The organism is Rathayibacter sp. VKM Ac-2762 (assembly GCF_009866585.1).
Taxonomy (GTDB): Bacteria; Actinomycetota; Actinomycetes; order Actinomycetales; family Microbacteriaceae; genus Rathayibacter.
Genome location: NZ_CP047419.1, coordinates 926038 through 949204, shown reverse-complemented (window position 1 = coordinate 949204; position 23167 = coordinate 926038). Strand labels below are relative to the sequence as shown.

Here is a 23167-nt window from a genome sequence, read left to right as displayed (position 1 = left end):
GCCCGAGGCGCGCCGTAGACTGGCGCCCATGTCAGCGCAGCCCGTGAAACGCGTTCGAACCCGCCACTTCCAGAACGCGAAGGACTCCGGTGCCCGCATCACCGGGCTGACCAGCTACGACCAGCTGACGGCGAAGATCTTCGACGACGCCGGGATCGACTTCCTCCTCGTGGGCGACTCCGCCGGCAACACGGTGCTCGGCTACGACACCACTCTGCCCGTCACCGTCGACGAGCTCATCCCGCTGGCACGTGCCGTCGCCGGAGCCGTCGAGCGCGCCTTCGTCGTCGCCGACATGCCCTTCGGCTCCTACGAGTCGGGTGCCGACGACGCGCTGCACACGGCGTTCCGCTTCATGAAGGAGACGCACGCGCACGCGGTGAAGCTCGAGGGCGGAGTCCGCTCCGCCGAGCAGATCCGGCGCATCGTCGAGGCGGGCATCCCCGTGATGGCGCACATCGGCTTCACGCCGCAGAGCGAGCACGGGCTCGGCGGCCACATGGTCCAGGGGCGCGGCGAGGGCATCGAGCAGCTGCTCGCCGACGCGCGCGCCGTCCAGGAGGCCGGTGCGTTCGCCGTCGTCCTCGAGATGGTGCCCGCCGACGCGGCACGTCAGGTGACGGAGGAGCTGCGCATCCCCACGATCGGAGTCGGAGCGGGACCGCACGTCGACGGACAGCTGCTCGTGTGGACGGACTTCGCCGGATTCACCACCGGCCGCATCCCCCGCTTCGTGAAGCAGTACGCGGATCTGCGCGGCGTGCTCACCGGAGCGGTCACCGCGTTCCGGGACGACGTGGAGTCCGGCGCCTACCCCGGCGCCGAGCACAGCTACGAGTAACCGCGGTCAGCGGTCCTCGGCGGCGTCCTCCTCGGCCCACTTGCGGCTGTTCTCGTGCAGCCGCTCGAGGGCGTGCTCCGCCTCCTCGCGAGAGGAGAAGGGTCCCACCCGGTCGACGGAGGGGGACACGAATCCCTGCTCCACCGTGCCGGCCTTGAGGTTGTACCACCAGGAGTTCGCGTCGCCGTCAGCCATGCCGCGATCCTACGCCGCAGCCCGCGTCGGTCCGCACCCCCGCCCTTCGCTAGCATGGCCGCTATGACTGCTGCGGCGACCGCCATCGGAATCGACATCGGGGGAACGGGCATCAAGGGGGCCTCGGTGGACCTGGCCGCGGGCACTCTGCTCAGCGACCGGATGAAGCTCGCCACTCCCCCGGGCGGCACGCCGAAGGACATCGTCGCCACCGTCCAGCAGATCCTCGAGAAGATCCCGGACCTGCCCTCGGACACCCCGGTCGGCATCTGCTTCCCCGCCGTCGTCGTCCACGGACGGACGATGTCGGCGGCGAACGTGTCGGACGAGTGGATCGGCCTCGAGGCCGAGAAGCTGTTCGAGGACGCGATCGGCCGGAACATCTTCTTCGTCAACGACGCCGATGCGGCGGGCTACGCCGAGTCGCGCTTCGGAGCGGCGAAGGACAAGGAGGGCCTGGTCATCATGACCACCCTCGGCACCGGCATCGGGACGGCGCAGATCCACGACGGGATCCTCATCCCCAACGCCGAGCTCGGCCACCTCGAGATCCACGGCGGCGACTACGAGAAGAAGGCCTCGTTCGCCGCCAAGGAGCGCGACGACCTCGACTACAAGCACTGGGCGAAGCGCCTGCAGCGCTACTACTCCCACCTCGAGGCGCTGCTCTGGCCCGATCTCTTCATCGTCGGCGGCGGCATCTCCAAGCACCACGACGAGTTCCTCCCGCTGCTCGACCTGCGCACCCCGATCATCCCGGCGGCGCTCCGCAACAACGCCGGCATCCTCGGCGCGGCCGCGCTCGCAGGGCGGGGCTGAGTCTTTTTCCTCGGCGGCCCCCGCCCGCCGAGGCGCGGTAGGCCTCGGGAGGCGACGCGTTCCGGGGAGCGGGGTGCGGACGGCTACGGCGAAACGCTGGCACGCGTTTCGCCGGTTCGCCTGGTGCGTGGCGCCATGGCGGACGGACGTGATCAGACTTTCAGGGTCCAGCGGTCGCGGTGAGCCAGGACGGGGGCGGGGGCACCTGGTCCTCGGCGGCGATCCGCAGCGGCGTCTCAGGACCGTCCTCCGGGATCGGCGCCTGCCGGACGTCGTGCTGCACCGCTTCGTCCGCAGGAGGCAGCGCGAGAGATGGACCGCGCCAGTCCTGTCGAGTGGCGGCGCAAGGATGTATCGAGACCCGGGAACCGCCACGGCAGGCCGTCGCGCTGCCTGCGGGCGGGAGCGCGAGCTCGGCGACCGGCGGAGACGCGAGATGCCCCGCCGGGGCGGGGCATCTCGTGGCGAAGGGGTCGGCTGATACGCCGGGTTCTGTTCACGCCGCGCCTCTCGGCGGGCGCTGGACGGCCATCTCTCTCGGAGCCACGTCGCCGTGACCCTCCAGCGGTCTACCCGAGGACCCGACGAGCAGCCGCATCGTCCTCTGTCTGACCTTGCTCCGGGCGAGGTTTACCGAGCGGACCGGATCACTCCGGCCCCTGGTGGTCTCTTACACCACCGTTTCACCCTTACCGCCGGCCGGAGCCGACGGCGGTCTGTTCTCTGTGGCACTGTCTCGCGGGTCGCCCCGGGTGGGTGTTGCCCACCGCCCTGCTCTGCGGAGCCCGGACGTTCCTCGGCACCACGGCTCTCGCCGCGGTGACGCGACCGTCTTGCCGGCCCGTTCGCCCGTCCAGTGTACGGCTCAGGCGAGGGTGGACTCCTCGCCGCGCACCAGGATGCAGCCGCTGTCGGGGCAGAGGACGACCTCGTCGGGAGCGGAGGCGCGGATCCAGGAGAGGTCCGACTCGGTGAGGGCCACGCCGCTACCCTCCGACACCTTCCCGCGGAGGAGGGCCGCGCCGACTCCGTAGCGGGCGCGCTGCTTCTCGTACAGCTCGACCAGGTCCTCCGGAAGGGTCGTCACCAGGTCCGCCCGGTCCCGGGCGAGCGCCTCCTGCTTGTCGCGGAGCTTCTCGGCCTGCGCGTCGCGCTCCTCGGCGAGGGTCCCGAGCGAGGCGACGACCTCGTCGCGCTCGGCCTGAGCCGCGGCGACCTCGGACTCGATGCCCTCGATCCGCTCCATCAGGGTCAGCTCGATGTCCTCGAGGTCTCCCCGTCGCTTCACGAGGGAGGTGATCTCGCTCTCGAGCGCGGCGATGTCCTTGGCCGCGGATGCGGTCTGCAGGCGGTCGCGATCGCGGGTGAGCCGCTTCTCGACCACGCTGACGTCGGACTCGATGCGCCCGAGCTCGGTGCGCACGTCCTCGAGGCGCCCTGTGCGCTCGGCGAGGGAGCGGCGGGTCTCGTTGTCGCGGGCCTGCATCGCCTGGATCCGCGCGATCTGCGGGAGCGTCGCGAGGGCGTGGCGCAGCTGCGCGCCCCTCGTGTCCAGACTCGCCAGAGTCAGGAGTTCGCGCTGGTGTGCGGGGCTGGCTTTCACGTGGCGGTCCTCGTTCCCGGCGCGCAGTACGGGCGCGCCGGGTCCATTCTCCCGTGCCCGCGGCGGGTCAGTGCACGATCGCGAAATCCCACGGGTCGGTGCGGGTCTCGCTCACCTCGACGGTGACCGTGGGCAGGGCCTCCCGCAGCGCGGTCGCGGCGACGTCGAGCCACAGCCACTCGCTCGCCCAGTGCGAGACGTCGATGAGGGCGGGCCCGGTGCCGTGCAGGGCCTTCTCGCGAGCCTCGGAGGCCGGGTGGTGCCGGAGGTCGGCGGTGATGAAGACGTCGCTCGTGCGGACGGCGGGGGCGTCCAGGAGGGAGTCCCCCGCTCCCCCGCAGAGCGACACGCGGCGCACGGGTGTCTCGTAGGCGCCCGCGGCCCGCACTCCCCCTGCGGTGGGCGGCAGGAGCTCGGCCACGGCTCCGGCCAGGCGTCCGAGCGTCACCTCCTCGGGCAGGTCGCCTACTCGGCCGAGCCCGACCGACGGGTCGGCGCCCGGGACGATCGGAGTCGTGCCGGTCAGGCCGAGGCGGGTCGCGATCACGTCCGAGACGCCGTCCGCGACGATGTCGGCGTTCGTGTGGGCCGAGATCAGTGCGCAGCCGCCCCGGACGAGATCCACGAGCAGGCGGCCCTTGTAGCCGTCCTCGGCGATCGAGGTGACGCCGCGCAGCAGCAGCGGGTGGTGCGCGACCAGGAGCTGGTATCCGCCGTCGACGGCCTCCGCGACGGTGTCGGAGACCACGTCGACCGTGAGCAGGATCCGCTCCACCGCGGCGTCGGGGTCGCCGGTGACCAGGCCGGGCGCGTCCCAGCTCTCGGCGGCCGCCTCCGGCCAGAGACGGTCGATGACGGCGTGGACGTCGCGCAGTGAGGGCATGCGTCCAGGGTAGGGCCGCTCAGGGCGGGTGGTCGGTCTCCACGGCGCGGATCCCGGCGTCGGCCGCCGCGTCCAGGTCGGCTCGCGGGTGGTCGTCCGACTCCAGCAGGAGGAGGGTGATGCCGCCGTATTGCTCGATCTCGAGCAGGCCCGCGACTCCGGGGGCGGCGAGCACGTGGCCGCCGATCCCGCCGGTGGTGTCGACGTCATGCGTGTGCAGGCTGGTGACGCTGATCCCCTGGAACGGCTGCGGGCCGACGAGGCCCAGCAGCGTAACCTCGACGCCGGTCAGCCGGACCTCGTGCTGGTCGTGCATCGCGTCCGCCGGGCGGCGGTAGGGCTCCGCCTGCGCGATCGGCCGGCGCAGGGTCGGCGTCTCCGTCCGCGCGCGCAGGCGGACGCCGACGAAGACGTCCGGACAGGGCACGAGCGAGCGCACCGCGGCCGGTCCGCCGAACGGCGCGATCAGGAGCCGTGGCGGCGCACGGTCGGTGGTCCGTGCTTGCCTGGGGACCATGAACGAGTACCTGCCCTGGGCCGTCGCGGCCGCCCTGCTCCTGGCCCTCCTCATCACGGTCGTCACCGGCCGCCGACGGCGCACTGCGGCGAGAGCGGCGGCGGAGCAGGCCGCGGAGGAGGCCGCGGAGGAGCACCAGCGCACGATCGCCGAGCGCGACCGGAGCCACGAGGCGGCGCTCAAGGCACTGACGCGCGCGCGCCACGCCGAGCGCGACCTCAGTCGGACCGAGCTCGAGACGGCGCAGGAGGAGGTCGAGCAGACCCGTGACGCGCTTGCCAGGACCTGGAGCAGCGAGGCCGTCTCGCACACCCTGATCCGGGAGGCGTGCGCCTCGGCGGGGCTGTCCGGAGTCCTCGCCACGAACGTCGTCTTCGTACCTGTCGACGCGCGCACGACGCGCCGCTTCCTCGCGCAGATCGACCATCTGCTGCTCACCCGGCACGGCGCGCTCATCATCGAGGCCAAGTACTGGCAGGGGGTCGTCTTCGACGGCGTGCGACCCGGTACCGTCCACCCCTCCTACGGCGTCCTCCTCGACGAGGACGCCCTGCCCGAGGCCTTCGCGGTTCAGATCGCACCGGGGACGGCGTCGCGGTGGACGGTGCGCACCCATGTCGAGCAGCACGTCCCCGCCCGGCAGGTCCGGATCCAGGCCGCGAGGCTCAAGGAGCACCTGGCCCTGCACGGACTGCCGACACCGTGGTTCGAGACGGCCGTGCTCTACAGCCACCCCGACGTGAGGACGTACGCGCCGGGATGGCAGGGCACGGGAGCGGCACGGACGAGGATCGTGACGGGAGTCGACGAGCTGACGGACGCTCTGGCCGATCTCGCACGGCGCCCGGGCACCACGATCGGGGAGGACGCTTGGAGCGAGCTCTCCGGATTCCTCGCCGGATGCGGCGGCCATGTGGAGCCGGTCGGGCCGCCCCGTGCGTGACCAGCAGGGGGACCCGGTGGCCGGACGGGCACGGTCCTGGCTGGCCTGACCGGCCTGAGCCGGACAGGACGGCGCCGGACAGGACGGCGCCGGACCCTGTATCGCCGTGAACGACGAAGGTCCGCACTCCCGGAGGAGTGCGGACCTGTTCGGTGGATCCGAGGGGACTCGAACCCCTGACCCCCTGCATGCCATGCAGGTGCGCTACCAGCTGCGCCACGGACCCATGTTGTGTTCTGTCTTGCTTCGTGCTGTCTTTCGCTGTCTCCGCCCGGCGGAAGCAACTCGAATAAACTACAACACGATTCGCGTGAAGTGAAATCGAGCGCTGTCGCCGGGCGTGTTCGTCAGTTCGAGGACGTCGACGAGTCGACGGCGACAGGCTGCTCGAGGGTGAACGGCACCGTCGGGCAGTCCTTCCAGAGGCGCTCGAGCGAGTAGTACATGCGGTCCTCCTCGTGGAAGACGTGCACGACGAGGTCGCCGAAGTCGAGGAGGATCCAGCGGCCCTCCGCACGGCCCTCGCGGCGCAGCAGCTTGGCGCCGGAGTCGTTCAGGCGGTCCTCCACCTCGTTCGCGATCGCGACCACGTTGCGCTCGGAGCGGCCGGTGGCGAGGAGGAAGATGTCGACCAGCGGCAGCGGCCCCGAGACGTCGAGGGCGACGAGGTCCTCACCGCCCTTGGAGTCGGCGGCGGTGGCCGCGAGCTGGAGCAGGGCGCGGGCGGAATCGGTCGCAGTCATGAAGCCTTCAGTGTCGGTGGTGGAGATCAGAAGATGTTGAGCACGAAGCCGCCGATGAACAGCGCGATCGCGCCGACCAGCAGGACGGCCGCGGTGATCGCGAGGACCACCGGGACGCTCACGCCGGCGCGCTTCTGCGGCGCGATCATCGAGGTGCCGGCGGCGTGGGTGGAGACGGCGCTGGACGCCCGGACCGGCTCGGACTCGCCGGCGGGCTGCTCGCGGTCGATGCGGTCGACGTAGCGGTCCACATCGGGCGAGTCGTAGAGGTTCGGGTGCTGGCCCGTGGAGCCGAGGCTGCGCGGGAGGTCGAACGAGCCGGTGACGAGGATCTCCCCCGTGTCCGTGCCGACGGTCGCGCCGGGACCCGTGGTCGGCAGGATCAGCGCGTTGGTGGTGGTGACGGCACCGGTGGCGGCGACTCCGCTCGCGATGAGGGAGTCGAACGAGGCGTCCACCTCCTCCTTCGACTTGCTGTCGAGCTCCTCGGTGATGGCGAGGTGCTCGATCGGCGGCTCGAAGCTCCCGGTGATCTCGGTGGCCTTCTCGTCGGCGATGTCGAGGGATCCCCCCACCGACGCGAAGAGCGCGGTGTTCAGGTGCGGCTGCTCGGGCTGCTCGCCGGCCGTCGGCTGCTCGTCGTCCGCGTCCCGCTCGTCGGGGGCGTCCGCGGACGGCGTCTCGTCATCGGAGGAGGAGCTCTCGATCTCGGCCTCGTGCACCTCGGCCTCGTCGGCGTCCGCGGTCGCATCGGCCGCGGACTCGTCCGTCTCCTCCTCGGACGCCTCGGGGGCGTCCTCGGTGACGACGTCCTCGTCGCCCTCCGGCTCCTGCTCCGCTGCACCCTCGGGCACCGGCTCCGCGTCGCGGGACTCGTCGGCCGCCTCGATCACGGGGACCGCCCCGGTCGGCGGGAGCGCCGAGGCGCGCTCCAGGGCGCCCTCGACGTCGTCTGAGCGCTCGTCGTCGGACCGCTCCTCGTCGGCGGGCGGCTCCGCCTCCGGGGCGGCGGCGACCTTCTCCGCCTGCTGCTGCGCCAGCAGTGCGCGCAGCTCCCGACGGGTCAGCTGGCGGCCCGTGGCGTTCTCGGTGGCGACGATCTCCATCGAGGAGGTGCGCAGGTCGGGCTCGCTCGCGGGGCTCGGCTCGACGGGGGTGATCCGCAGGGCCTGGGTGGGGGTCAGCACCGGCATGTCGCCGGCGGTGGTGGCGGTCGCGGTGGCAGCTCGGCGGGACGTCGTCGGAACGGCGGCGGTCGTGGCCGCACCGGCCTCGCGCCTCTCGCGCTCGCGGATCTCGCGCCGGGTGAGCGGCTTCTCCTCGGGCTGAACTGTCATGACGTGCTCCGATACAGGTGGTGCTTCGAGATGTACTGGACGACACCGTCGGGAACCAGGTACCAGACCGGATGACCCCGGTTGACGCGGCTCCGACAGTCGGTCGAGGAGATCGCCAGTGCCGGAATCTCCAACAAGGATACGTCCTGGGCCGGCAATCCCGAAACGTTGAGGACGTGCCCCGGCCGGCTGACGGCGACGAAGTGGGCCAGCTCCCACAGCTCGTCGTAGTCCTTCCAGCTCAGGATCTGAGCGACCGCGTCCGCGCCGGTGATGAAGAACAGCTCGGCGTCGGGGTGCGCGGCGTGGATGTCGCGCAGGGTGTCGATCGTGTAGGTCGTGCCGATGCGGTCCACGTCGACGCGGCTGACGGTGAAGCGCGGGTTCGACGCCGTCGCGATCACCGTCATCAGGTACCGGTGCTCGGCGGAGGTCACCGTCTTCTTGTGCCACGGCTGGCCGGTGGGCACGAAGACGACCTCGTCCAGGTCGAACGACTGGGCCACCTCGGAGGCGGCGACCAGGTGACCGTGGTGGATCGGGTCGAAGGTGCCGCCCATCACGCCGATGCGCGGACGCCGCGGGCCTCCGCTCGCGGCGGACGTCACGATCGCTGGGCTCCCCGCCTAGTGTCCGTGACCGTGCTGGTCGTGGGAGCCGGCACCGGTCTTGTGCGAGTGGCGGTTCGCCACGTCCCGGTAGCTCCAGGTGACGAAGCCGAGGGCCGTGAAGGCGACGGCGGCGATCAGGCCGAAGACGATCGGGGGGAACGGCAGCTCCGTGTGGGCCGCTGCTTCGGCGAGGACGGTCGTCGCGAGGGACATGCAGTGCTCCTTGGAGGTCGTGGTCGCCCCGGCGGGGCTCCGACGAGTCTACCCGGACGCCGCACGACGCCGGATCGCCGTTCCGGGCGCTAGGCGCGGACCTGTCCCGCGCCGCGCAGCAGCCACTTCGTGCTGGTCAGCTCGGGAAGGCCCATGGGGCCCCGAGCGTGCAGCTTCTGCGTCGAGATGCCGACCTCGGCGCCGAACCCGAACTCCCCGCCGTCGGTGAAGCGGGTGGAGGCGTTGACCATCACGACCGCGGAGTCGACCTCGGCGAGGAAGCGCTCGGCGCTCCGGAGGTCGTTCGTCACGATCGACTCGGTGTGGTGGGTGGAGTACCGGTCGATGTGGGCCATCGCGGCGTCGAGGTCGTCGACGATAGCGACGGCGACGTCGAGCGAGTAGTACTCCGCGGACCAGTCCTCATCGGTGGCGGGCACCGCGTCGGGCCAGAGCGCCGCGACGCGCTCGTCGCCGTGCACGGTCACTCCCGCTTCCGCGAGCCGGCCGAGGACGGGCGGGAGGAGGCGCTCGGCGGCGTCGCGGTGGACGAGGAGGGTCTCGAGGGCGTTGCAGGTGCTCGGACGCTGCACCTTGGCGTTGTGGACGATGTCCACGGCCCACTGCTCGTCGGCACTGGCGTCGAGGAAGACGTGGACGACTCCGGCGCCCGTCTCGATCACAGGGACCGTCGACTCCGTCACGACCGACTCGATGAGGCCCGCGCTCCCCCGCGGCACCAGGACGTCGACGTAGCCGCGCGCTCGCATGAGGGCCTTCGCGCCCTCGCGGCCGTGGTCGTCGACCGTCTGCACCAGCTCGGCGGGCAGGCCGACGGAGGCGACGGCCTCCTGCAGCAGTTCCACCAGGACGCGGTTCGTGTTCTCCGCGGCCGTGCCTCCACGCAGGATCACGGCGTTCCCGCTCTTGAGGGCGAGCGCCGCGATGTCGATGGTGACGTTCGGGCGCGCCTCGTAGATCGCTCCGACCACGCCGAACGGGACCCGCACCTGGGTGAGGGAGGCGCCGTTGGGCAGGTTCGATCCCCGCACCGTCTGCCCGACCGGATCGGTGAGCCCGACGACCGCGACGACGGCGTCGGCGAGGGACCCCAGGCGCGCCGCATCGAGGCGGAGGCGGTCCTGCAGGCCCGGGCTCATCCCGCTCTCGCGACCCCGCTGGAGGTCGAGCTCGTTCGCCGGGACGACGCGCTCGGCGCTCGAGCGCACCGCGTCGGCGATGGCGAGCAGAGCCCGGTTCTTGAGGTCGGTGGTCGCACTGCGGAGGGAGCGCGACGCGACGCGGGAGGCGGCGAACCGCTCGGTCAGCGCACTGCTGTCGGGGGTCGTCTGCGGCATCCGGCCAGTGTAGAGGCAGACGACCCCGGCGGCGGGAGTCAGCTCTCCTCGACGGCCTCCGTGCCGTCGCCCTCGTCGGCGACGCGCCAGACGCCGCCCTGGCGCTCGCGCTCGAGCTCCGCGCGGGCCTCGGCCTTGGCGTCCATCCGCTCGAAGTAGTCCTCGCGACGCTCGTTGCGGGTCTTGCGCCGGTTGTCCTCGAGGCGGAGGTCCGTTCCGCGGGGCGCGGTGATGAGCTCGGCCGTCGAGGTGAGGGTCGGCTCCCAGTCGAAGACGACGCCGTCGCCGGGGCCGATGACGACGGTGGAGCCGGCGACCGCTCCAGCCGAGAACAGGCCGTTCTCGACTCCGAGCTTGGCCAGGCGGTCGGCGAGGAAGCCGACGGCCTCGTCGTTCGTGAAGTCGGTCTGCGCGACCCAGCGCACGGGCTTGGTGCCCAGGACCCGGTACACGTTGCCGTACGAGCCGCCCTCGACCCGGATCTCGAAGTCCTTCTCGTCCACGGCGCGGGGGCGGATGGTGATGCGCTCCACCCGCGGCACGGCGGCGAGCTCGAGGCGGTGCTTCTCGACGATCTCGGCGAGGGCGAACGTCAGCTGGCGGAGTCCCGAGTGGCTGACCGTCGAGATCTCGAAGACGCGGTAGCCGCGGCCCTCGAGGTCGGCCCGGACGAAGTCGGCCAGCTCCTGGGCCTCGGGCACGTCGACCTTGTTGAGCGCGATCAGCTGCGGGCGCTCGATCAGCGGCACCTGTCCGTCGCCGACGGGGTACGCCGCCAGCTCGCCGAGGATGATGTCGAGGTCGGTCAGCGGGTCGCGGCCGGGCTCGAGCGTGGCGCAGTCGAGCACGTGGACGAGCGCGGTGCAGCGCTCGACATGGCGGAGGAACTCCAGGCCCAGGCCCTTGCCCTCGCTCGCGCCCTCGATGAGACCGGGCACGTCGGCGACGGTGAACCGCGACTCCCCCGCCTGCACGACGCCGAGGTTGGGCGCGAGGGTCGTGAACGGGTAGTCCGCGATCTTCGGCTTGGCCGCCGAGATCGCCGCGACGAGGCTCGACTTGCCCGCCGAAGGGAATCCGACGAGCGCGACGTCCGCGACGGTCTTCAGCTCGAGGACGACGTCGCCCTCCCAGCCCGGCGTGCCGAGCAGCGCGAAGCCGGGCGCCTTGCGCTTCGTGGTGGCGAGCGAGGCGTTGCCGAGCCCGCCCTGCCCGCCCGGAGCGATGACGAACCGGAGGCCGGGCTCGTCCATGTCGATCAGCTGGTCGCCGTCCGGCGACTTGACGACCGTGCCGACCGGGACGGGGAGCTCCATGAGCTCGCCGTTCCCGCCCGCGCGGTGGTCGCCCATGCCGGGACCGCCGTTCTCGGAGCTGCGGTGCGGGTGGCGGTGGTAGGCGAGCAGCGTCGTCGTCTGCGGGTCGGCGACGAGGACGATGTCGCCCCCGTGCCCGCCGTTGCCTCCGTCGGGGCCGGCGAGCGGCTTGAACTTCTCGCGACGGACGGAGACGCAGCCGTTGCCGCCGTGGCCGGCACGCAGATGCAGCGTGACGTTGTCGACGAAGGTGACCATGGTGTGAATCCGTCCGTGAGTGCGTGCGGCGCCGGGATGCCGGCGCCGGGGGGCTGTGCCCCGGTAAACGCGCAAGGGGCGAGCCGAAGCCCGCCCCTTGCGTCCTGTGCCTGTGCGGCCGAGGAGGTCGACCCTACTGGGCGGCCGCCACGATGTTGACGACCTTGCGGCCGCCCTTGCTGCCGAACTCGACAGCGCCCGCCGAGAGGGCGAACAGGGTGTCGTCGCCACCGCGTCCGACGTTCGCGCCGGGGTGGAAGTGGGTGCCGCGCTGGCGGACGATGATCTCGCCCGCGTTCACGACCTGGCCGCCGAAGCGCTTGACGCCGAGACGCTGCGCGTTCGAGTCGCGACCGTTGCGAGTGGAGCTCGCGCCCTTCTTGTGTGCCATTTCTCATCTCCTCGAGACCGGGGGGCCGCAGCCCCGTGCTGTTGCCCTGCAGGGCGATGGCTCGCTCCGCAGGTCAGCTCAATTCCTTTGCAGGACTACTTGATGCCAGTGACCTTGACGCGCGTGAGGTCCTGACGGTGCCCCTGGCGCTTCTTGTAACCGGTCTTGTTCTTGAACTTCTGGATGATGATCTTCGGACCACGGAGGTCCTCGAGCACCTCGGCGGTGACGGTGACGCCCGCGAGGGTCGCCGCGTCCGAGGTGATCGACTCACCGTCGACGAGCAGCACGGCAGGAAGCTGCACGGTGCCGTTCTCGTCGGCCTTGACGCGGTCCATCGTCACGATGGTGCCGACCTCGACCTTCTCCTGCCGACCGCCGGCGCGCACAACTGCGTAAACCACTTCTCGTACCTGTTTCTCGTCTGGACGGAGCGGAGGCCTCGTCCGGGGCTTGTAGGGACGGGGCTGAGCCCCGGTCTTCCGGTTCGTACCCGTCTCCTCACGACACGAGGGAACCGGCACCGCGGCCCGCGCCCCGTGAGGGGCGGAGCGACAACGGAAATCTGCGTGAGCACATGGATCGCGCCACACCAACGGTCAAGAGTACGGGATCCGCGCTCCACGGTCAAACGCACACGACTGCGAAGCCGTGTCCACCCGACCGGCGACCCCGTCACGATAGTCGAGGAGGAGGCGCGTGGACGGACGGCGCGCCGCCTACGATCGGGGAATGGCCATCCTCGTCGACGCCGCGCGCTGGCCGGCGCACGGCCGGCTGTGGGCGCACCTCGTGAGCGACGTCTCGCTCGAGGAGCTCCACGACTTCGCGCGCCGTCTCGGCGTGCCCGAGCGCGGCTTCGACCTGGACCACTACGACGTGCCCGAGGAGCGGATCGACGAGCTCGTCGCCGCGGGCGCGGTCCCCGTCGGCGCGCGGGAGCTGGTCGAGCGGCTGAGGCGGAGCGGGCTCCGCGTCCGCGGGCGCGACCGGGACGCCGAGAGGGCCCGGCGCCGGCTCTCGCCGGGCACCGGGCCCTCCTGACACCGGGTCGCGCTACTGGTCGGCGCGGCGCGGGGTCTGCTCGGGGATGACCGCGACTCCGGTGAGCGCGGCCGTCGTGACGCGCCGGCTCTTCGCACGGCCCTGGCCGGGCTGCTTCGGGGCCGGCAGAGCGTCGAGCACGGAGTCGAGCAGGTGCTCGGCGACCTCGCTGCGGACGCGGCGCGGAGGCGTGACCGGCGCGATCGGGATGTCGAGGATCGGCGCGGCAGCGGCCGGCTCGATCTCCTTCTCGACCGGGGTCTCGACGGGAGCCGACTCGACGGCCGCCGTCTCGGCGGCCTCCTGGCGCGGCTCGCGGTCGCGGCTGCGACGACGGCGCTCGCCCCGAGCGGGACGCTCGCCGCGACGGCTCGGCTCGGACGGCTGCTCCTCGGGTGCCGTGGCGGACTCCTCCGGCGCCATGGCCTCGACGGTCTCGGCGGCGTCCTCGACCAGCGCGGCCGCCTCCTCCGCCGCCTGGCGCACGGCCTGGGGGTGGATGGTGCTGGCGGCGATCTGCGCGAGCGCGTTCTTCGCGTCGTCCGTGATGGCGTGGGTGCTGACCGGCTTGGTCGCCGGCGCGCCCTGCCCGTTCTGCCCGCCGTTCGAGCGCCCGGAGGCGGCGGACTGCTGCTCGCCGCCCTTGCCCCGGCGGCGCTGCTCCTGCTGCGGAGCGGCGGTCGACCGGTGCTTGAGCACGGGGTCGTGGTGGACGATGACGCCGCGTCCGGCGCAGATCTCGCAGTTCTCGCTGAAGGTCTCGAGCAGGCCCAGGCCCAGCTTCTTGCGGGTCATCTGCACGAGGCCGAGCGAGGTGACCTCGGCGACCTGGTGCTTCGTCCGGTCGCGGCTCAGGCACTCGACCAGGCGGCGGAGCACGAGGTCGCGGTTGGACTCGAGCACCATGTCGATGAAGTCGACGACGATGATGCCGCCGATGTCGCGCAGGCGCAGCTGGCGGACGATCTCCTCGGCCGCCTCCAGGTTGTTCTTCGTGACCGTCTCCTCGAGGTTCCCGCCCGAGCCGACGAACTTGCCGGTGTTGACGTCGACCACCGTCATCGCCTCGGTGCGGTCGATCACGAGCGAGCCGCCGCTGGGCAGCCAGACCTTGCGCTCCAGCGCCTTCTCGATCTGCTCCGTGATGCGGAACTCGTCGAACGCGTCCTTCTCACCCGTGTAGACCTCGACGCGCTCGAGCAGATCGGGTGCGACCTGGCTGAGGTAGAGCTCGATGGTCTCGCGGGCGTCGTCGCCGGCGATGACCATCTTCTCGAAGTCCTCGTTGAAGACGTCGCGGACGATCTTGATCAGCAGGTCCGGCTCGCTGTGCAGGAGAGCGGGAGCCTGCCCGGTCGCGGCCTTCGCGCTGAGAGCCGTCCACTGCGCGGTCAGGCGCTCGACGTCGACGGTCAGCTGCTCCTCCGTGGCGCCCTCGGCCGCGGTCCGGACGATGACGCCCACGTTCTCGGGCAGCACCTCCTTGAGGATCTTCTTCAGGCGGGCGCGCTCGGTGTCCGGGAGCTTCCGCGAGATGCCGTTCATCGAACCGTTGGGCACGTAGACGAGGTAGCGGCCGGGGAGCGAGATCTGGCTCGTGAGACGGGCGCCCTTGTGGCCGACGGGGTCCTTCGTGACCTGGACGAGGACCCGGTCGCCGGGCTTGAGCGCGAGCTCGATCCGGCGGGGGCCGCCGGCGTTGTTCGCGGCGTCCCAGTCGACCTCGCCGGAGTAGAGCACGGCGTTGCGCCCGCGTCCGATGTCGACGAAGGCGGCCTCCATGCTCGGGAGGACGTTCTGCACGCGGCCGAGGTAGACGTTGCCGATGAGCGACGCCTCCTGCGAGCGGGCGACGTAGTGCTCGGCGAGGACGCCGTCCTCGAGCACGCCGATGCGGATGCTGTCCTCCTTCGAGCGGACGACCATGACGCGGTCGACGGCCTCCCGGCGGGCGAGGAACTCGGACTCGGTGACGACCGTACGGCGCCGGCCGGCGTCGCGGCCGTCGCGGCGGCGCTGCTTCTTGGCCTCGAGGCGGGTCGAGCCCTTGATGCGCTGCGGCTCGGTGATGAGCTCGGGCTCGCGGGCCTCGCGCTGCTCGCGCGGCTGGCGGACCCGGACGACGGTGTTCTCGGGGTCGTCGGAACCGGACCTCTCGCTCTCGCCGCTGCGGCGGCGCGAGCGGCGGCGGACGGAGCCCTGCTCCTCGGCCGGGCTCTCGCGCTCCTCCTGGACGCCCAGCGGCGCACCGCGGGGAGGCAGCGGAGCCAGCTCGACGTAGTCGGGCAGGACCGGCGCCTGGAACAGCAGCGACGGGCTCGGCAGTGCGGGCCGTCGCGGCTCCTCCTGCTCGGCGCCCGGGGTCTGCGGGAGGGCGTTGAAGAACACCGCGCCCGTCGACGTCGACGAATCGGCCGCCTCCGCGGCGCTCCCGGTCTCGGGCAGCTCGGTGCCCTCGGCTCCGGTCTGGTCGGTCTCGTTGCTGTCGATGATCGTCTCCCCTGTCGCTGGCGCGCTCGACTCGGTCCGCCGGGTCGCCCGGCGGCCACCGAAGAGGCGGCTGATCTTCCTGGCCCCGCTGCGGGGCTCGTCGCGGTCCGGATCGGATCCGCTCGTACTGTTGTCTTCCACCATTCCTGGTGCACTCCTCGGCCGGGTCGTCCGCCGCGTCGTCTTCCCGGATGCTTCTCTCGTGCGAGGGGCCTCGGCCCGCCGCGAATCCTTCCGCTCCCCCGGTCCCGTCGCGCTCGTGGCGCGGGACTCCGGTTGCAGCTGCACACTCGGAACTGACTATCCGACACGCGCTCCCCCGCGGTGCGACCTGCGGTCGACTCCCGGCGGAGCGGAGATCCGGCGCGTCCATTCGCGGAACGCTGTCGATCTCCTGTGGCCCGGTACTCGCCCGGTAAACCTTCTTCGCGTCGATGCGGGGTCCCCCGGACCGACGGCTCCGATTATCGCACGCATTCCCAGAGGCGCCGATCCGGCGCGTGCCATAATCCCCCGGTGTCCAGCGATCCCGGGGTGCGCGACGCCCCCACCCAGCAGCGCCCCGTCCTCTTCGCCGTCCTGCTGATCGTCCTCGGCGTGATCGGCTGGACCGCCGCCTTCGCTCTCACGAACGACAAGTTCGCCGCTCTCGAGAACCCCGATGCGGGCCTCGGCTGCGACTTCAGCCTGCTGGTGCAGTGCAGTGCGAACCTGAACTCGGCGCAGGGCGCGGTCTTCGGCTTCCCGAACCCTCTCATCGGCCTGGCGGCCTGGATCGCGCCGATCGTGGTGGGGCTGGGCCTGCTCGCGGGCGCCCGGTTCGACCGGTGGTTCTGGGCGGCCTTCAACGTCGGCTTCCTGCTCGCCCTGGTGTTCGTGGGCTGGCTCATCGCGACGAGCGTCTTCGCGCTCGGGACGCTCTGCCCCTGGTGCATGCTCACCTGGGCCGTCGTCATCCCGGGCTTCTGGCTGGTGACGCTCCGCAACCTCCGTGAGGGCGTGTTCCCCGTCCCCGCCGGGGTGCGCCGCTTCGCCGGTGCCGCCTACGGCTGGGTCCCGTTCATCACGCTGCTCTGCTACCTGCTGATCGCGGTGATCGCGCAGGTGAGGCTGAACGTGCTCGCCTACCTCTGACGGACGTCGTCAGAGGCAGGCGGCCGAGCGGCTCAGGCGAACCAGAGGCCGAGCTCGCGCGCGGCCGACTCCTCGGAGTCGGACCCGTGCACGAGGTTCTGCTGGACCTTGAGGCCCCAGTCGCGGCCGAGGTCGCCGCGGATGGTGCCGGGCGCGGCCGTGGTCGGGTCGGTGGTGCCGGCGAGGGCGCGGAAGCCCTCGATCACGCGGTCGCCCGCGATGCGCAGGGCGACGATCGGGCCGCTCTCCATGAACTCGACGAGCGGCTCGTAGAAGGGCTTGCCCTCGTGCTCGGCGTAGTGGGCGGCGAGCAGCTCGCGGTCGGCCTCGACGAGCTTCACGTCGACGAGGGAGTAGCCCTTCGCCTCGATGCGGCGGAGGATCTCGCCGGTGAGGTTGCGGGCGACGCCGTCGGGCTTGACGAGGACGAGGGTCTCCTGGGTGGCCATGGTTCAGCGGTCTCCTTCGGTGGGGTCGGTGGGCTCCGCCGCCCGGCGCGTCTGAGCGTCGAGGCGGGTGCCGGTCACCATGCAGTACGTCCACAGCGCCACGAAGGCGGCGCCGATCACGTACATGATCGGGACCAGCAGGCCCGAGGCCACGATAACGAACTGGAGCACCCAGCCGATGCGGAAGCCGACCGGCCGGTTCAGCAGGCCCAGAGTGGCGACGAGCGCGAGGCAGACCACCGCTCCCCCGACCAGCACGACCACGGGGTCGGCCGCCTTCAGCCCGAAGGCGACCAGGGTGGCGAGGAAGACGATGACCGCCTCGAAGCCGAGCACGATCGAGCCGAGGCTCTCCCGGACGGTCCGCGAGCGCCGCGGGCGTCCGGCCCTCACGCGCCCAGCCAGTTCTCGTCGCGGGCCGCAGTGATCGTGCGGCCGACGAGGGTGATCGAGCCCGTGACCAGCAGAGCGCCCTTGTCGGTGCGCGCCGCGAGGACGCGGCCGGCCGTGAGAGCACCCAGCGGGTCGTCGGCGACGCGGACCGCCTCCTCCGGGAACACGGTGCGGGCGAGCGCGGCGAGCTCCTCGGCGGGCATCGCCCGATCGCTCGGCGCCGTGGTCACGATCAGCTCGTCCACCACGGGGCGGAGCTCCCGGAGGATCCCCTCGGCGTCCTTCTCGGCCAGCACGCCGAGGACGGCCGTCACGCGGTCGAAGTCGAAGTAGCGGCCGAGAGCGGCGGCGAGGGACGCGGCACTGTGCGGGTTGTGCGCCGCGTCGACGACGGTGCGCGGAGCGAGTCCGACGAGCTGCAGGCGGCCCGGGGAGGTCGCGGCGGCGAAGCCCTCGTCGAGGACGTCGCCGGTGAGCTCCTGCGTCCCGCCTCCCAGGAACGTCTCGACCGCGGCGACGGCCACGGCGGCGTTCTCGGCCTGGTGGTCGCCGAAGAACGGCAGCAGCAGCTGCTCGTACGTGGTGACGAGTCCCCGGACGGTGACGACCTGGCCGCCGACGGCGACGGTCGTCGACTCGACGTCGAACTCCGCCCCCTCGACGACGATCGTCGACTCGGTGGCCTCGGCCGCGTGCCGCAGCACCGCCTCCGCCTCCGGGACCTGCCTCGCGGAGACCACCGAGGCGAGCGGCTTGACGATGCCCGACTTGGTGCGCGCGATCTCCTCGATCGTCGAGCCGAGGCGGTCGGTGTGGTCGAGGGCGATCGGCGTGAAGACGGCGACCTGCGCGTCGGCGACGTTCGTCGAGTCCCACTCGCCGCCCATCCCCACCTCGACGACGGCCACATCGACCGGCGCGTCGGCGAAGGCCGCGTAGGCCAGGACGGTGATCGCCTCGAAGAAGGACAGCGGCGCCTCGCCCTGCTCGGCCAGCTCGGCGTCGGTCATCCGCAGGTACGGCTCGACGTCCTGCCAGTTGTCGGCGAGGCTCCGGTCCGAGATCGGCTCTCCGTCGATGACGATGCGCTCGTTGAAGCGCTCGAGGTGCGGACTGGTGAACAGGCCCACCCGCAGCCCGTGGGCGCGCAGCAGGCTCTCGATCATCCGGCTGGTCGAGGTCTTGCCGTTGGTTCCGGCGATCTGGATCACCGGGTAGGCGCGCTGCGGGTCGCCGAGGATCTCGACGGCGCGCCGGGTCGGAGCGAGGCGCGGGCGGACGCTCGCCTCGCCCAGGCGCTCCAGCAGCGCGGCGTAGACGGCGTCGGCGGCCGCGCGGTCGGCGTCGTCCGGCTCGAACGGATCAGACATCGGCGGCCTCGAGCTTCTCGACGCGGATGATGGCGGTGCCCGCGGGGCCGAAGGCGATCGCGCCCTCGCCGCCCTCGAGAGCCGTGGTGAGCGGAGTGAACGCGCATCCGGTCGCGAGGGTCTCCTCCGCGATCCAGAGCGCGTGCGGCTCGAGCGCCTGCAGGCTCGGCTCGTCGAGCACGACCTCCAGGACGATCCGGTCGCTGACCTCGAACCCGGCCGCCTTGCGGGCGTCCTGCACCGCGCGGATGAGGTCGCGGGCGAGCCCCTCCGCTTCGAGCTCGGGGGTGGTCGCCGTGTCGAGGAGCACGAAGCCCCCGCGCGGGAGCAGGGCGATGGCGGGGTCGTCGCCGGCCGAGCCGCCGACCTCGAGCGTGAGCTCGTACTCGCCCTCGACCAGCTCGACGCCGCCGGCGGTGACGACGCCGTCCGTCTCGCTCCAGTCGCCGGCCTTGGCGGCCCTGATCACGGTCTGCACGCCCTTGCCGAGCCGGGGCCCGGCGGCGCGCGCGTTGACCGCGAGACGGGAGGTGACGCCGTAGTCGGCGGCGCTGGAGTCGACCAGCGGCACCAGCGACACCTCCTTCACGTTCAGCTCGTCGCGGAGGATCGCCTCGAACGGCGCGAGCTCGGCGGCGTCGGCGACCACCACGGTCAGGCGCGCGAGCGGCAGGCGGACGCGGAGCCCGGCCTGCTTGCGGAGGGAGAGCGCGGTGGACGAGATGCCGCGGACCGCGTCCATCGCGTGCACGAGCGCCGGGTCGGCGGGGAACTCGTCCGCCTCCGGCCAGTCGGTGAGGTGGACGCTGCGGCCGCCGGTCAGGCCCTGCCAGATCTGCTCCGTGACGAGAGGCAGGAGCGGGGCGGCGACGCGGCACACGGTCTCGAGGACCGTGTAGAGCGTGTCGAACGCCTCCGATCCGCGGCCGTCCTCGTCGACGCCCTGCCAGAAGCGGTCGCGGGAGCGGCGCACGTACCAGTTCGTGAGCACGTCGCTGAAGTCGCGGAGCGCGGCGGCCGCGAGCGTGGAGTCCAGCGCCTCGAGCCGGCCGGTCACGGTCTCGACCAGATCGCGGGTCTTGGCCAGCAGGTAGCGGTCGAGGACGTCCTCGGAGCCGGTGCGCCTGGTCGCCTCGTAGCCGCCGCCCGCCGAGGCGTTGGCGTAGAGGGAGAAGAAGTACCAGGTGCTCCACAGCGGCAGCAGCACCTGGCGGACGCCCTCGCGGATGCCCTCCTCCGTCACGACGAGGTTGCCGCCCCGGAGGACCGGGCTCGACATCAGGAACCAGCGCATAGCGTCGGAGCCGTCGCGGTCGAAGACCTCGGCCACGTCCGGGTAGTTGCGCAGCGACTTGGACATCTTCTGCCCGTCGTTGCCCAGCACGATGCCGTGGCTGACCACGTTGCGGAACGCCGGGCGGTCGAAGAGCGCGGTGGAGAGCACGTGCAGCGTGTAGAACCAGCCGCGCGTCTGCCCGATGTACTCGACGATGAAGTCCGCCGGGTTGTGGGTGTCGAACCAGTCGGCGTTCTCGAACGGGTAGTGCACCTGGGCGAAGGGCATCGATCCGGAGTCGAACCAGACGTCGAGGACGTCGCTGATCCGGCGCATCGTCGAGCGCCCGGTCGGGTCGTCGGGGTTCGGGCGGGTCAGCTCGTCGATGAACGGCCGGTGCAGGTCGTCCGGGCGCACGCCGAAGTCGCGCTCCAGCTCGTCCAGCGAGCCGTAGACGTCGATCCGCGGGTACTCCGGGTCATCGCTCTTCCACACCGGGATCGGCGAGCCGAAGTAGCGGTTGCGGCTGATGGACCAGTCGCGCGCGCCCGAGAGCCACTTGCCGAATTGGCCGTCCTTGACGTTCTCGGGGACCCAGGTGATCTCCTGGTTGAGCTCCTCCATGCGGTCGCGGATCGCGGTGACGCGGACGAACCAGCTCGAGACCGCCTTGTAGATCAGCGGATTGCGGCAGCGCCAGCAGTGCGGGTACGAGTGCTCGTAGCTCGCCTGGCGGAGCAGCCGGTGGCCCGCGCGCAGGAGCTGCGTGAGGGGCTTGTTCGCGTCGAAGACCTGGAGGCCGGCGACCTCGCTGATCTGCGGCAGGAAGCGGCCGCCGTCGTCGACCGAGATGATGACGGGGATGCCCGCCGCCTCGCAGACCTTCTGGTCGTCCTCGCCGTAGGCGGGCGCCTGGTGCACGATGCCGGTGCCCTCGCTGGTGGTCACGTAGTCGGCGACGAGGATGCGCCACGCGTTCTGCGTGCCCCAGGCCTCGGTGTCCGCGTAGTGGTCCCAGAGGCGGTCGTAGCTGATCCCCTCGAGCTCGGAGCCGCGGTGGGTGCGCGAGACGGCGGCCAGGGACGACTCCGCGTCCGGATAGCCGAGGTCCTTCGCGTAGGCGCCGACCTGGTCGATGGCGAGCAGGTACTCGGCCGAGAGCTCGCGCTCCTCGGGCTCGCCCCTGCCGTCGGCCGCGCCGTTCGGGCCGGCGGGGACGACCGCGTACTCGATGTCGGGCCCGACTGCGAGCGCGAGGTTCGTCGGCAGCGTCCAGGGGGTCGTCGTCCACGCGAGAGCGCGGACCGCCGTCAGCTGGAGCGCCTCCGCCGTCTCGCCGACCAGCGGGAAGGTGACGGTGACCGTCTGGTCCTGGCGCATCTTGTAGACGTCGTCGTCCATCCGCAGCTCGTGGTTCGAGAGCGGCGTCTGGTCGCGCCAGCAGTACGGCAGCACGCGGTGGCCCTCGTAGGCGAGGCCCTTGTCGTAGAGCTGCTTGAACGCCCAGATCACCGACTCCATGAAGGTGGGGTCGAGCGTCTTGTAGTCGTCGTCGAAGTCGACCCAGCGCGCCTGGCGGGTGACGTAGTCCTGCCACTCCCCGGTGTAGCGCAGCACCGACTCCTTCGCGGCGGCGTTGAAGGCCGCGACGCCCATCTCCTCGATCTGGGACTTGTCGGTGATGCCGAGCTGCCGCTCCGCCTCGAGCTCGGCGGGCAGGCCGTGGGTGTCCCAGCCGAAGCGGCGGTGCACCTGCCGTCCGCGCATCGTCTCGAAGCGGGGGAAGACGTCCTTGGCGTAGCCGGTGAGGAGGTGCCCGTAGTGCGGCAGGCCGTTGGCGAAGGGCGGGCCGTCGTAGAAGACCCACTCCGGCGCTCCCTCGCGCTGCCGGATCGACTCCTGGAAGGTGTCGTCCGCCTTCCAGTACGCGAGCACGCGCTCCTCGATCTCGGGGAAGCGCGGCGACGGGGACACGCCCCGGCCGAACGCGGAGCCCTCGGCGGGCTCGGCTCCGTGCGGGGTGGGCGGGGTCAGGGGGTAGGTCACGTGCGGTCTCCTGGCAGTGCTGCTGGTCTGCACGAGGACGGCCCGCCCGGATCTCAGACCCCGGGCCGGGTCGCGGTACCACCTCGCTTGGACCGGTCGGCCGGTCGCTCCCGGAGGAGTGCCCGCTGACGCGTTCCCACTCGATCGGCTGTCACGGGCCGCACCCGTCCGGGTCTACTGGGCGCAGGCCGGAGCCGGCGCCGTTCTTCCGGAGACTCACCGGTGATGGCCGGGTCGAAGTCGTCCGGCGCTATCCTAGCGCGTCGGGGGAAGCGGAGCAGGAGCGGTTCATGGTGCGAGGAGTGCAGCGCGGACGGCCCCGTGCGTCGTCGCGCTCCATGCTCGAGGACGCCGCTCTGGACCTCTTCGTCGAGCAGAGCTACGCGGGCACGACGATCGAGCAGATCGCTCAGCGCGCGGGCGTCTCGCGCAACACCTTCTTCAACTACTTCGAGTCCAAGAGCGACGTCTTCTGGGTCCTGGTCGACGACCGGCTGGCAGAGCTCCCGGAGGCGCTGGCCGAGACGGCGGCAGAGGCGCCGGTGATGGACGCGCTCGGCGACGCGCTGCTCGCGATCGGCTCCGGCTTCGGACCCGCGACGGTGCCGTGGGTGCTCACCCAGTCCGACATGATCGGCAGCGTCCACGAGCTGCAGGCGTCGGCCCTCGGCCGCCTCGCGCGGCAGGCGGCCGTCATCGCCCGCTTCGTGGAGGAGCGGAGCGCGCGCCCGCTGCCCTCGCACCTCTCGCGCGCCATCGCCTACGCGAGCGTCGGAGCCGCGGTGGCGGCCGTGCAGGCCTGGGCCGCGGCGGGCCCCACCCGCGGCGAGCTCGTGCCCTATCTCGACGAGGCGCTCGCGCCCGTCCGCGCCGGCTTCGCCCCCGTCGTCGACTGACCCGGCTCCCGCCGCTCCGGTAGAATCGTCGCGGCCGGCGG

The 23167-nt window shown here is 71.8% G+C and carries 23 protein-coding genes, 1 tRNA gene and 1 other RNA gene; 6 read left to right on the top strand and 19 right to left on the bottom strand.

Features of this window, described 5'->3' with window-relative positions:
• Positions 1 to 28 precede the first annotated feature (28 nt).
• The gene (gene panB, locus GTU71_RS04555) at positions 29 to 841 is read left to right on the top strand and encodes a 3-methyl-2-oxobutanoate hydroxymethyltransferase (RefSeq protein ID WP_159939386.1); all 813 of its coding nucleotides are present in this window, start codon (positions 29 to 31) and stop codon (positions 839 to 841) included.
• 6 nt (positions 842 to 847) lie between these two features.
• On the opposite strand, the gene GTU71_RS04550 is transcribed toward panB, so the two are convergent.
• Positions 848 to 1036, bottom strand: coding sequence for an SPOR domain-containing protein (locus tag GTU71_RS04550; RefSeq protein WP_104223671.1), 189 nt, complete (start codon positions 1034 to 1036; stop codon positions 848 to 850).
• 63 nt (positions 1037 to 1099) lie between these two features.
• Here GTU71_RS04550 and ppgK point away from each other — a divergent pair, with 63 nt between their 5' ends.
• On the top strand, positions 1100 to 1855 hold the full coding sequence (gene ppgK / locus GTU71_RS04545; RefSeq protein WP_104239180.1) for a polyphosphate--glucose phosphotransferase: 756 nt from the start codon (positions 1100 to 1102) through the stop codon (positions 1853 to 1855).
• Between the two features lie 465 nt (positions 1856 to 2320).
• Here the strand turns inward: ppgK and rnpB are convergent.
• From rnpB to GTU71_RS04525, 4 genes are all read right to left on the bottom strand, one after another.
• Positions 2321 to 2699, bottom strand: an RNA gene (gene rnpB, locus GTU71_RS04540) — RNase P RNA component class A.
• A 21-nt stretch (positions 2700 to 2720) separates the two neighbouring features.
• Entirely contained in the window at positions 2721 to 3458 is a 738-nt protein-coding gene (locus GTU71_RS04535) for a hypothetical protein (protein ID WP_104226713.1), read from the bottom strand.
• Between the two features lie 67 nt (positions 3459 to 3525).
• A complete protein-coding gene (locus GTU71_RS04530) occupies positions 3526 to 4341 on the bottom strand; it encodes a Nif3-like dinuclear metal center hexameric protein (RefSeq protein ID WP_159939385.1) in 816 nt (271 codons plus the stop codon).
• A 19-nt stretch (positions 4342 to 4360) separates the two neighbouring features.
• Entirely contained in the window at positions 4361 to 4858 is a 498-nt protein-coding gene (locus tag GTU71_RS04525) for an acetolactate decarboxylase (protein ID WP_159939384.1), read from the bottom strand.
• Here GTU71_RS04525 and GTU71_RS04520 point away from each other — a divergent pair.
• Positions 4857 to 5801, top strand: coding sequence for a nuclease-related domain-containing protein (locus GTU71_RS04520; RefSeq protein WP_159939383.1), 945 nt, complete (start codon positions 4857 to 4859; stop codon positions 5799 to 5801). The genes GTU71_RS04525 and GTU71_RS04520 overlap by 2 nt on opposite strands.
• 153 nt (positions 5802 to 5954) lie before the next feature.
• Here GTU71_RS04520 and GTU71_RS04515 read toward each other — a convergent pair.
• The 9 genes from GTU71_RS04515 to rplU all read right to left on the bottom strand — a co-directional run bounded on the left by GTU71_RS04515 (position 5955) and on the right by rplU (position 12432).
• A tRNA-Ala gene (locus tag GTU71_RS04515) sits at positions 5955 to 6027 on the bottom strand.
• 121 nt (positions 6028 to 6148) lie between these two features.
• Entirely contained in the window at positions 6149 to 6544 is a 396-nt protein-coding gene (gene rsfS, locus GTU71_RS04510) for a ribosome silencing factor (protein ID WP_104223676.1), read from the bottom strand.
• Between the two features lie 26 nt (positions 6545 to 6570).
• Complete coding sequence (locus GTU71_RS04505; RefSeq protein WP_159939382.1) at positions 6571 to 7881, bottom strand: hypothetical protein; 1311 nt, start codon at positions 7879 to 7881, stop codon at positions 6571 to 6573.
• A complete protein-coding gene (nadD, locus tag GTU71_RS04500; protein WP_104223678.1) occupies positions 7878 to 8489 on the bottom strand; it encodes a nicotinate-nucleotide adenylyltransferase in 612 nt (203 codons plus the stop codon). The genes GTU71_RS04505 and nadD overlap by 4 nt, the downstream gene beginning before the upstream one ends.
• An 18-nt stretch (positions 8490 to 8507) precedes the next feature.
• Positions 8508 to 8705: a hypothetical protein gene (locus GTU71_RS04495; protein ID WP_104223679.1), complete on the bottom strand. Its 198-nt coding sequence runs from the start codon at positions 8703 to 8705 to the stop codon at positions 8508 to 8510.
• Positions 8706 to 8794: 89 nt separating this feature from the next.
• Positions 8795 to 10063, bottom strand: a complete 1269-nt coding sequence (locus GTU71_RS04490; protein ID WP_159939381.1) for a glutamate-5-semialdehyde dehydrogenase — start codon at positions 10061 to 10063, stop codon at positions 8795 to 8797.
• A 38-nt stretch (positions 10064 to 10101) separates the two neighbouring features.
• Positions 10102 to 11637, bottom strand: coding sequence for a GTPase ObgE (gene obgE / locus GTU71_RS04485; protein ID WP_104295482.1), 1536 nt, complete (start codon positions 11635 to 11637; stop codon positions 10102 to 10104).
• Positions 11638 to 11770: 133 nt separating this feature from the next.
• Entirely contained in the window at positions 11771 to 12028 is a 258-nt protein-coding gene (gene rpmA / locus GTU71_RS04480) for a 50S ribosomal protein L27 (protein ID WP_068209107.1), read from the bottom strand.
• 95 nt (positions 12029 to 12123) lie between these two features.
• On the bottom strand, positions 12124 to 12432 hold the full coding sequence (gene rplU, locus GTU71_RS04475) for a 50S ribosomal protein L21 (protein WP_104223682.1): 309 nt from the start codon (positions 12430 to 12432) through the stop codon (positions 12124 to 12126).
• 328 nt (positions 12433 to 12760) lie between these two features.
• On the opposite strand from rplU, the gene GTU71_RS04470 reads away from it, so the two are divergent.
• Positions 12761 to 13072, top strand: a complete 312-nt coding sequence (locus GTU71_RS04470) for a DUF4031 domain-containing protein (protein WP_104226718.1) — start codon at positions 12761 to 12763, stop codon at positions 13070 to 13072.
• A 12-nt stretch (positions 13073 to 13084) separates the two neighbouring features.
• Here the strand turns inward: GTU71_RS04470 and GTU71_RS04465 are convergent, their stop codons facing one another.
• On the bottom strand, positions 13085 to 15706 hold the full coding sequence (locus GTU71_RS04465) for an Rne/Rng family ribonuclease (RefSeq protein ID WP_159939380.1): 2622 nt from the start codon (positions 15704 to 15706) through the stop codon (positions 13085 to 13087).
• Positions 15707 to 16078: 372 nt separating this feature from the next.
• Between GTU71_RS04465 and GTU71_RS04460 the strand changes: the two genes are divergently transcribed.
• Positions 16079 to 16696: a vitamin K epoxide reductase family protein gene (locus tag GTU71_RS04460; protein ID WP_244230638.1), complete on the top strand. Its 618-nt coding sequence runs from the start codon at positions 16079 to 16081 to the stop codon at positions 16694 to 16696.
• A gap of 32 nt (positions 16697 to 16728) precedes the next feature.
• Here GTU71_RS04460 and ndk read toward each other — a convergent pair whose 3' ends face one another.
• Genes ndk through ileS form a run of 4 tightly spaced genes read right to left on the bottom strand, consistent with a single transcriptional unit; the run spans position 16729 to position 22218 of the window.
• Positions 16729 to 17145: a nucleoside-diphosphate kinase gene (gene ndk / locus GTU71_RS04455; RefSeq protein ID WP_104223686.1), complete on the bottom strand. Its 417-nt coding sequence runs from the start codon at positions 17143 to 17145 to the stop codon at positions 16729 to 16731.
• 3 nt (positions 17146 to 17148) lie between these two features.
• Positions 17149 to 17538, bottom strand: coding sequence for a DUF4233 domain-containing protein (locus GTU71_RS04450; protein WP_104262805.1), 390 nt, complete (start codon positions 17536 to 17538; stop codon positions 17149 to 17151).
• On the bottom strand, positions 17535 to 18908 hold the full coding sequence (locus GTU71_RS04445) for a folylpolyglutamate synthase/dihydrofolate synthase family protein (protein ID WP_159939379.1): 1374 nt from the start codon (positions 18906 to 18908) through the stop codon (positions 17535 to 17537). The genes GTU71_RS04450 and GTU71_RS04445 overlap by 4 nt, the downstream gene beginning before the upstream one ends.
• Complete coding sequence (ileS, locus tag GTU71_RS04440) at positions 18901 to 22218, bottom strand: isoleucine--tRNA ligase (protein ID WP_159941096.1); 3318 nt, start codon at positions 22216 to 22218, stop codon at positions 18901 to 18903. Before ileS ends, GTU71_RS04445 begins: the two co-directional genes overlap by 8 nt.
• Positions 22219 to 22520: 302 nt before the next feature.
• Between ileS and GTU71_RS04435 the strand changes: the two genes are divergently transcribed.
• A complete protein-coding gene (locus tag GTU71_RS04435) occupies positions 22521 to 23126 on the top strand; it encodes a TetR family transcriptional regulator (RefSeq protein WP_104254919.1) in 606 nt (201 codons plus the stop codon).
• Positions 23127 to 23167: the final 41 nt, after the last annotated feature.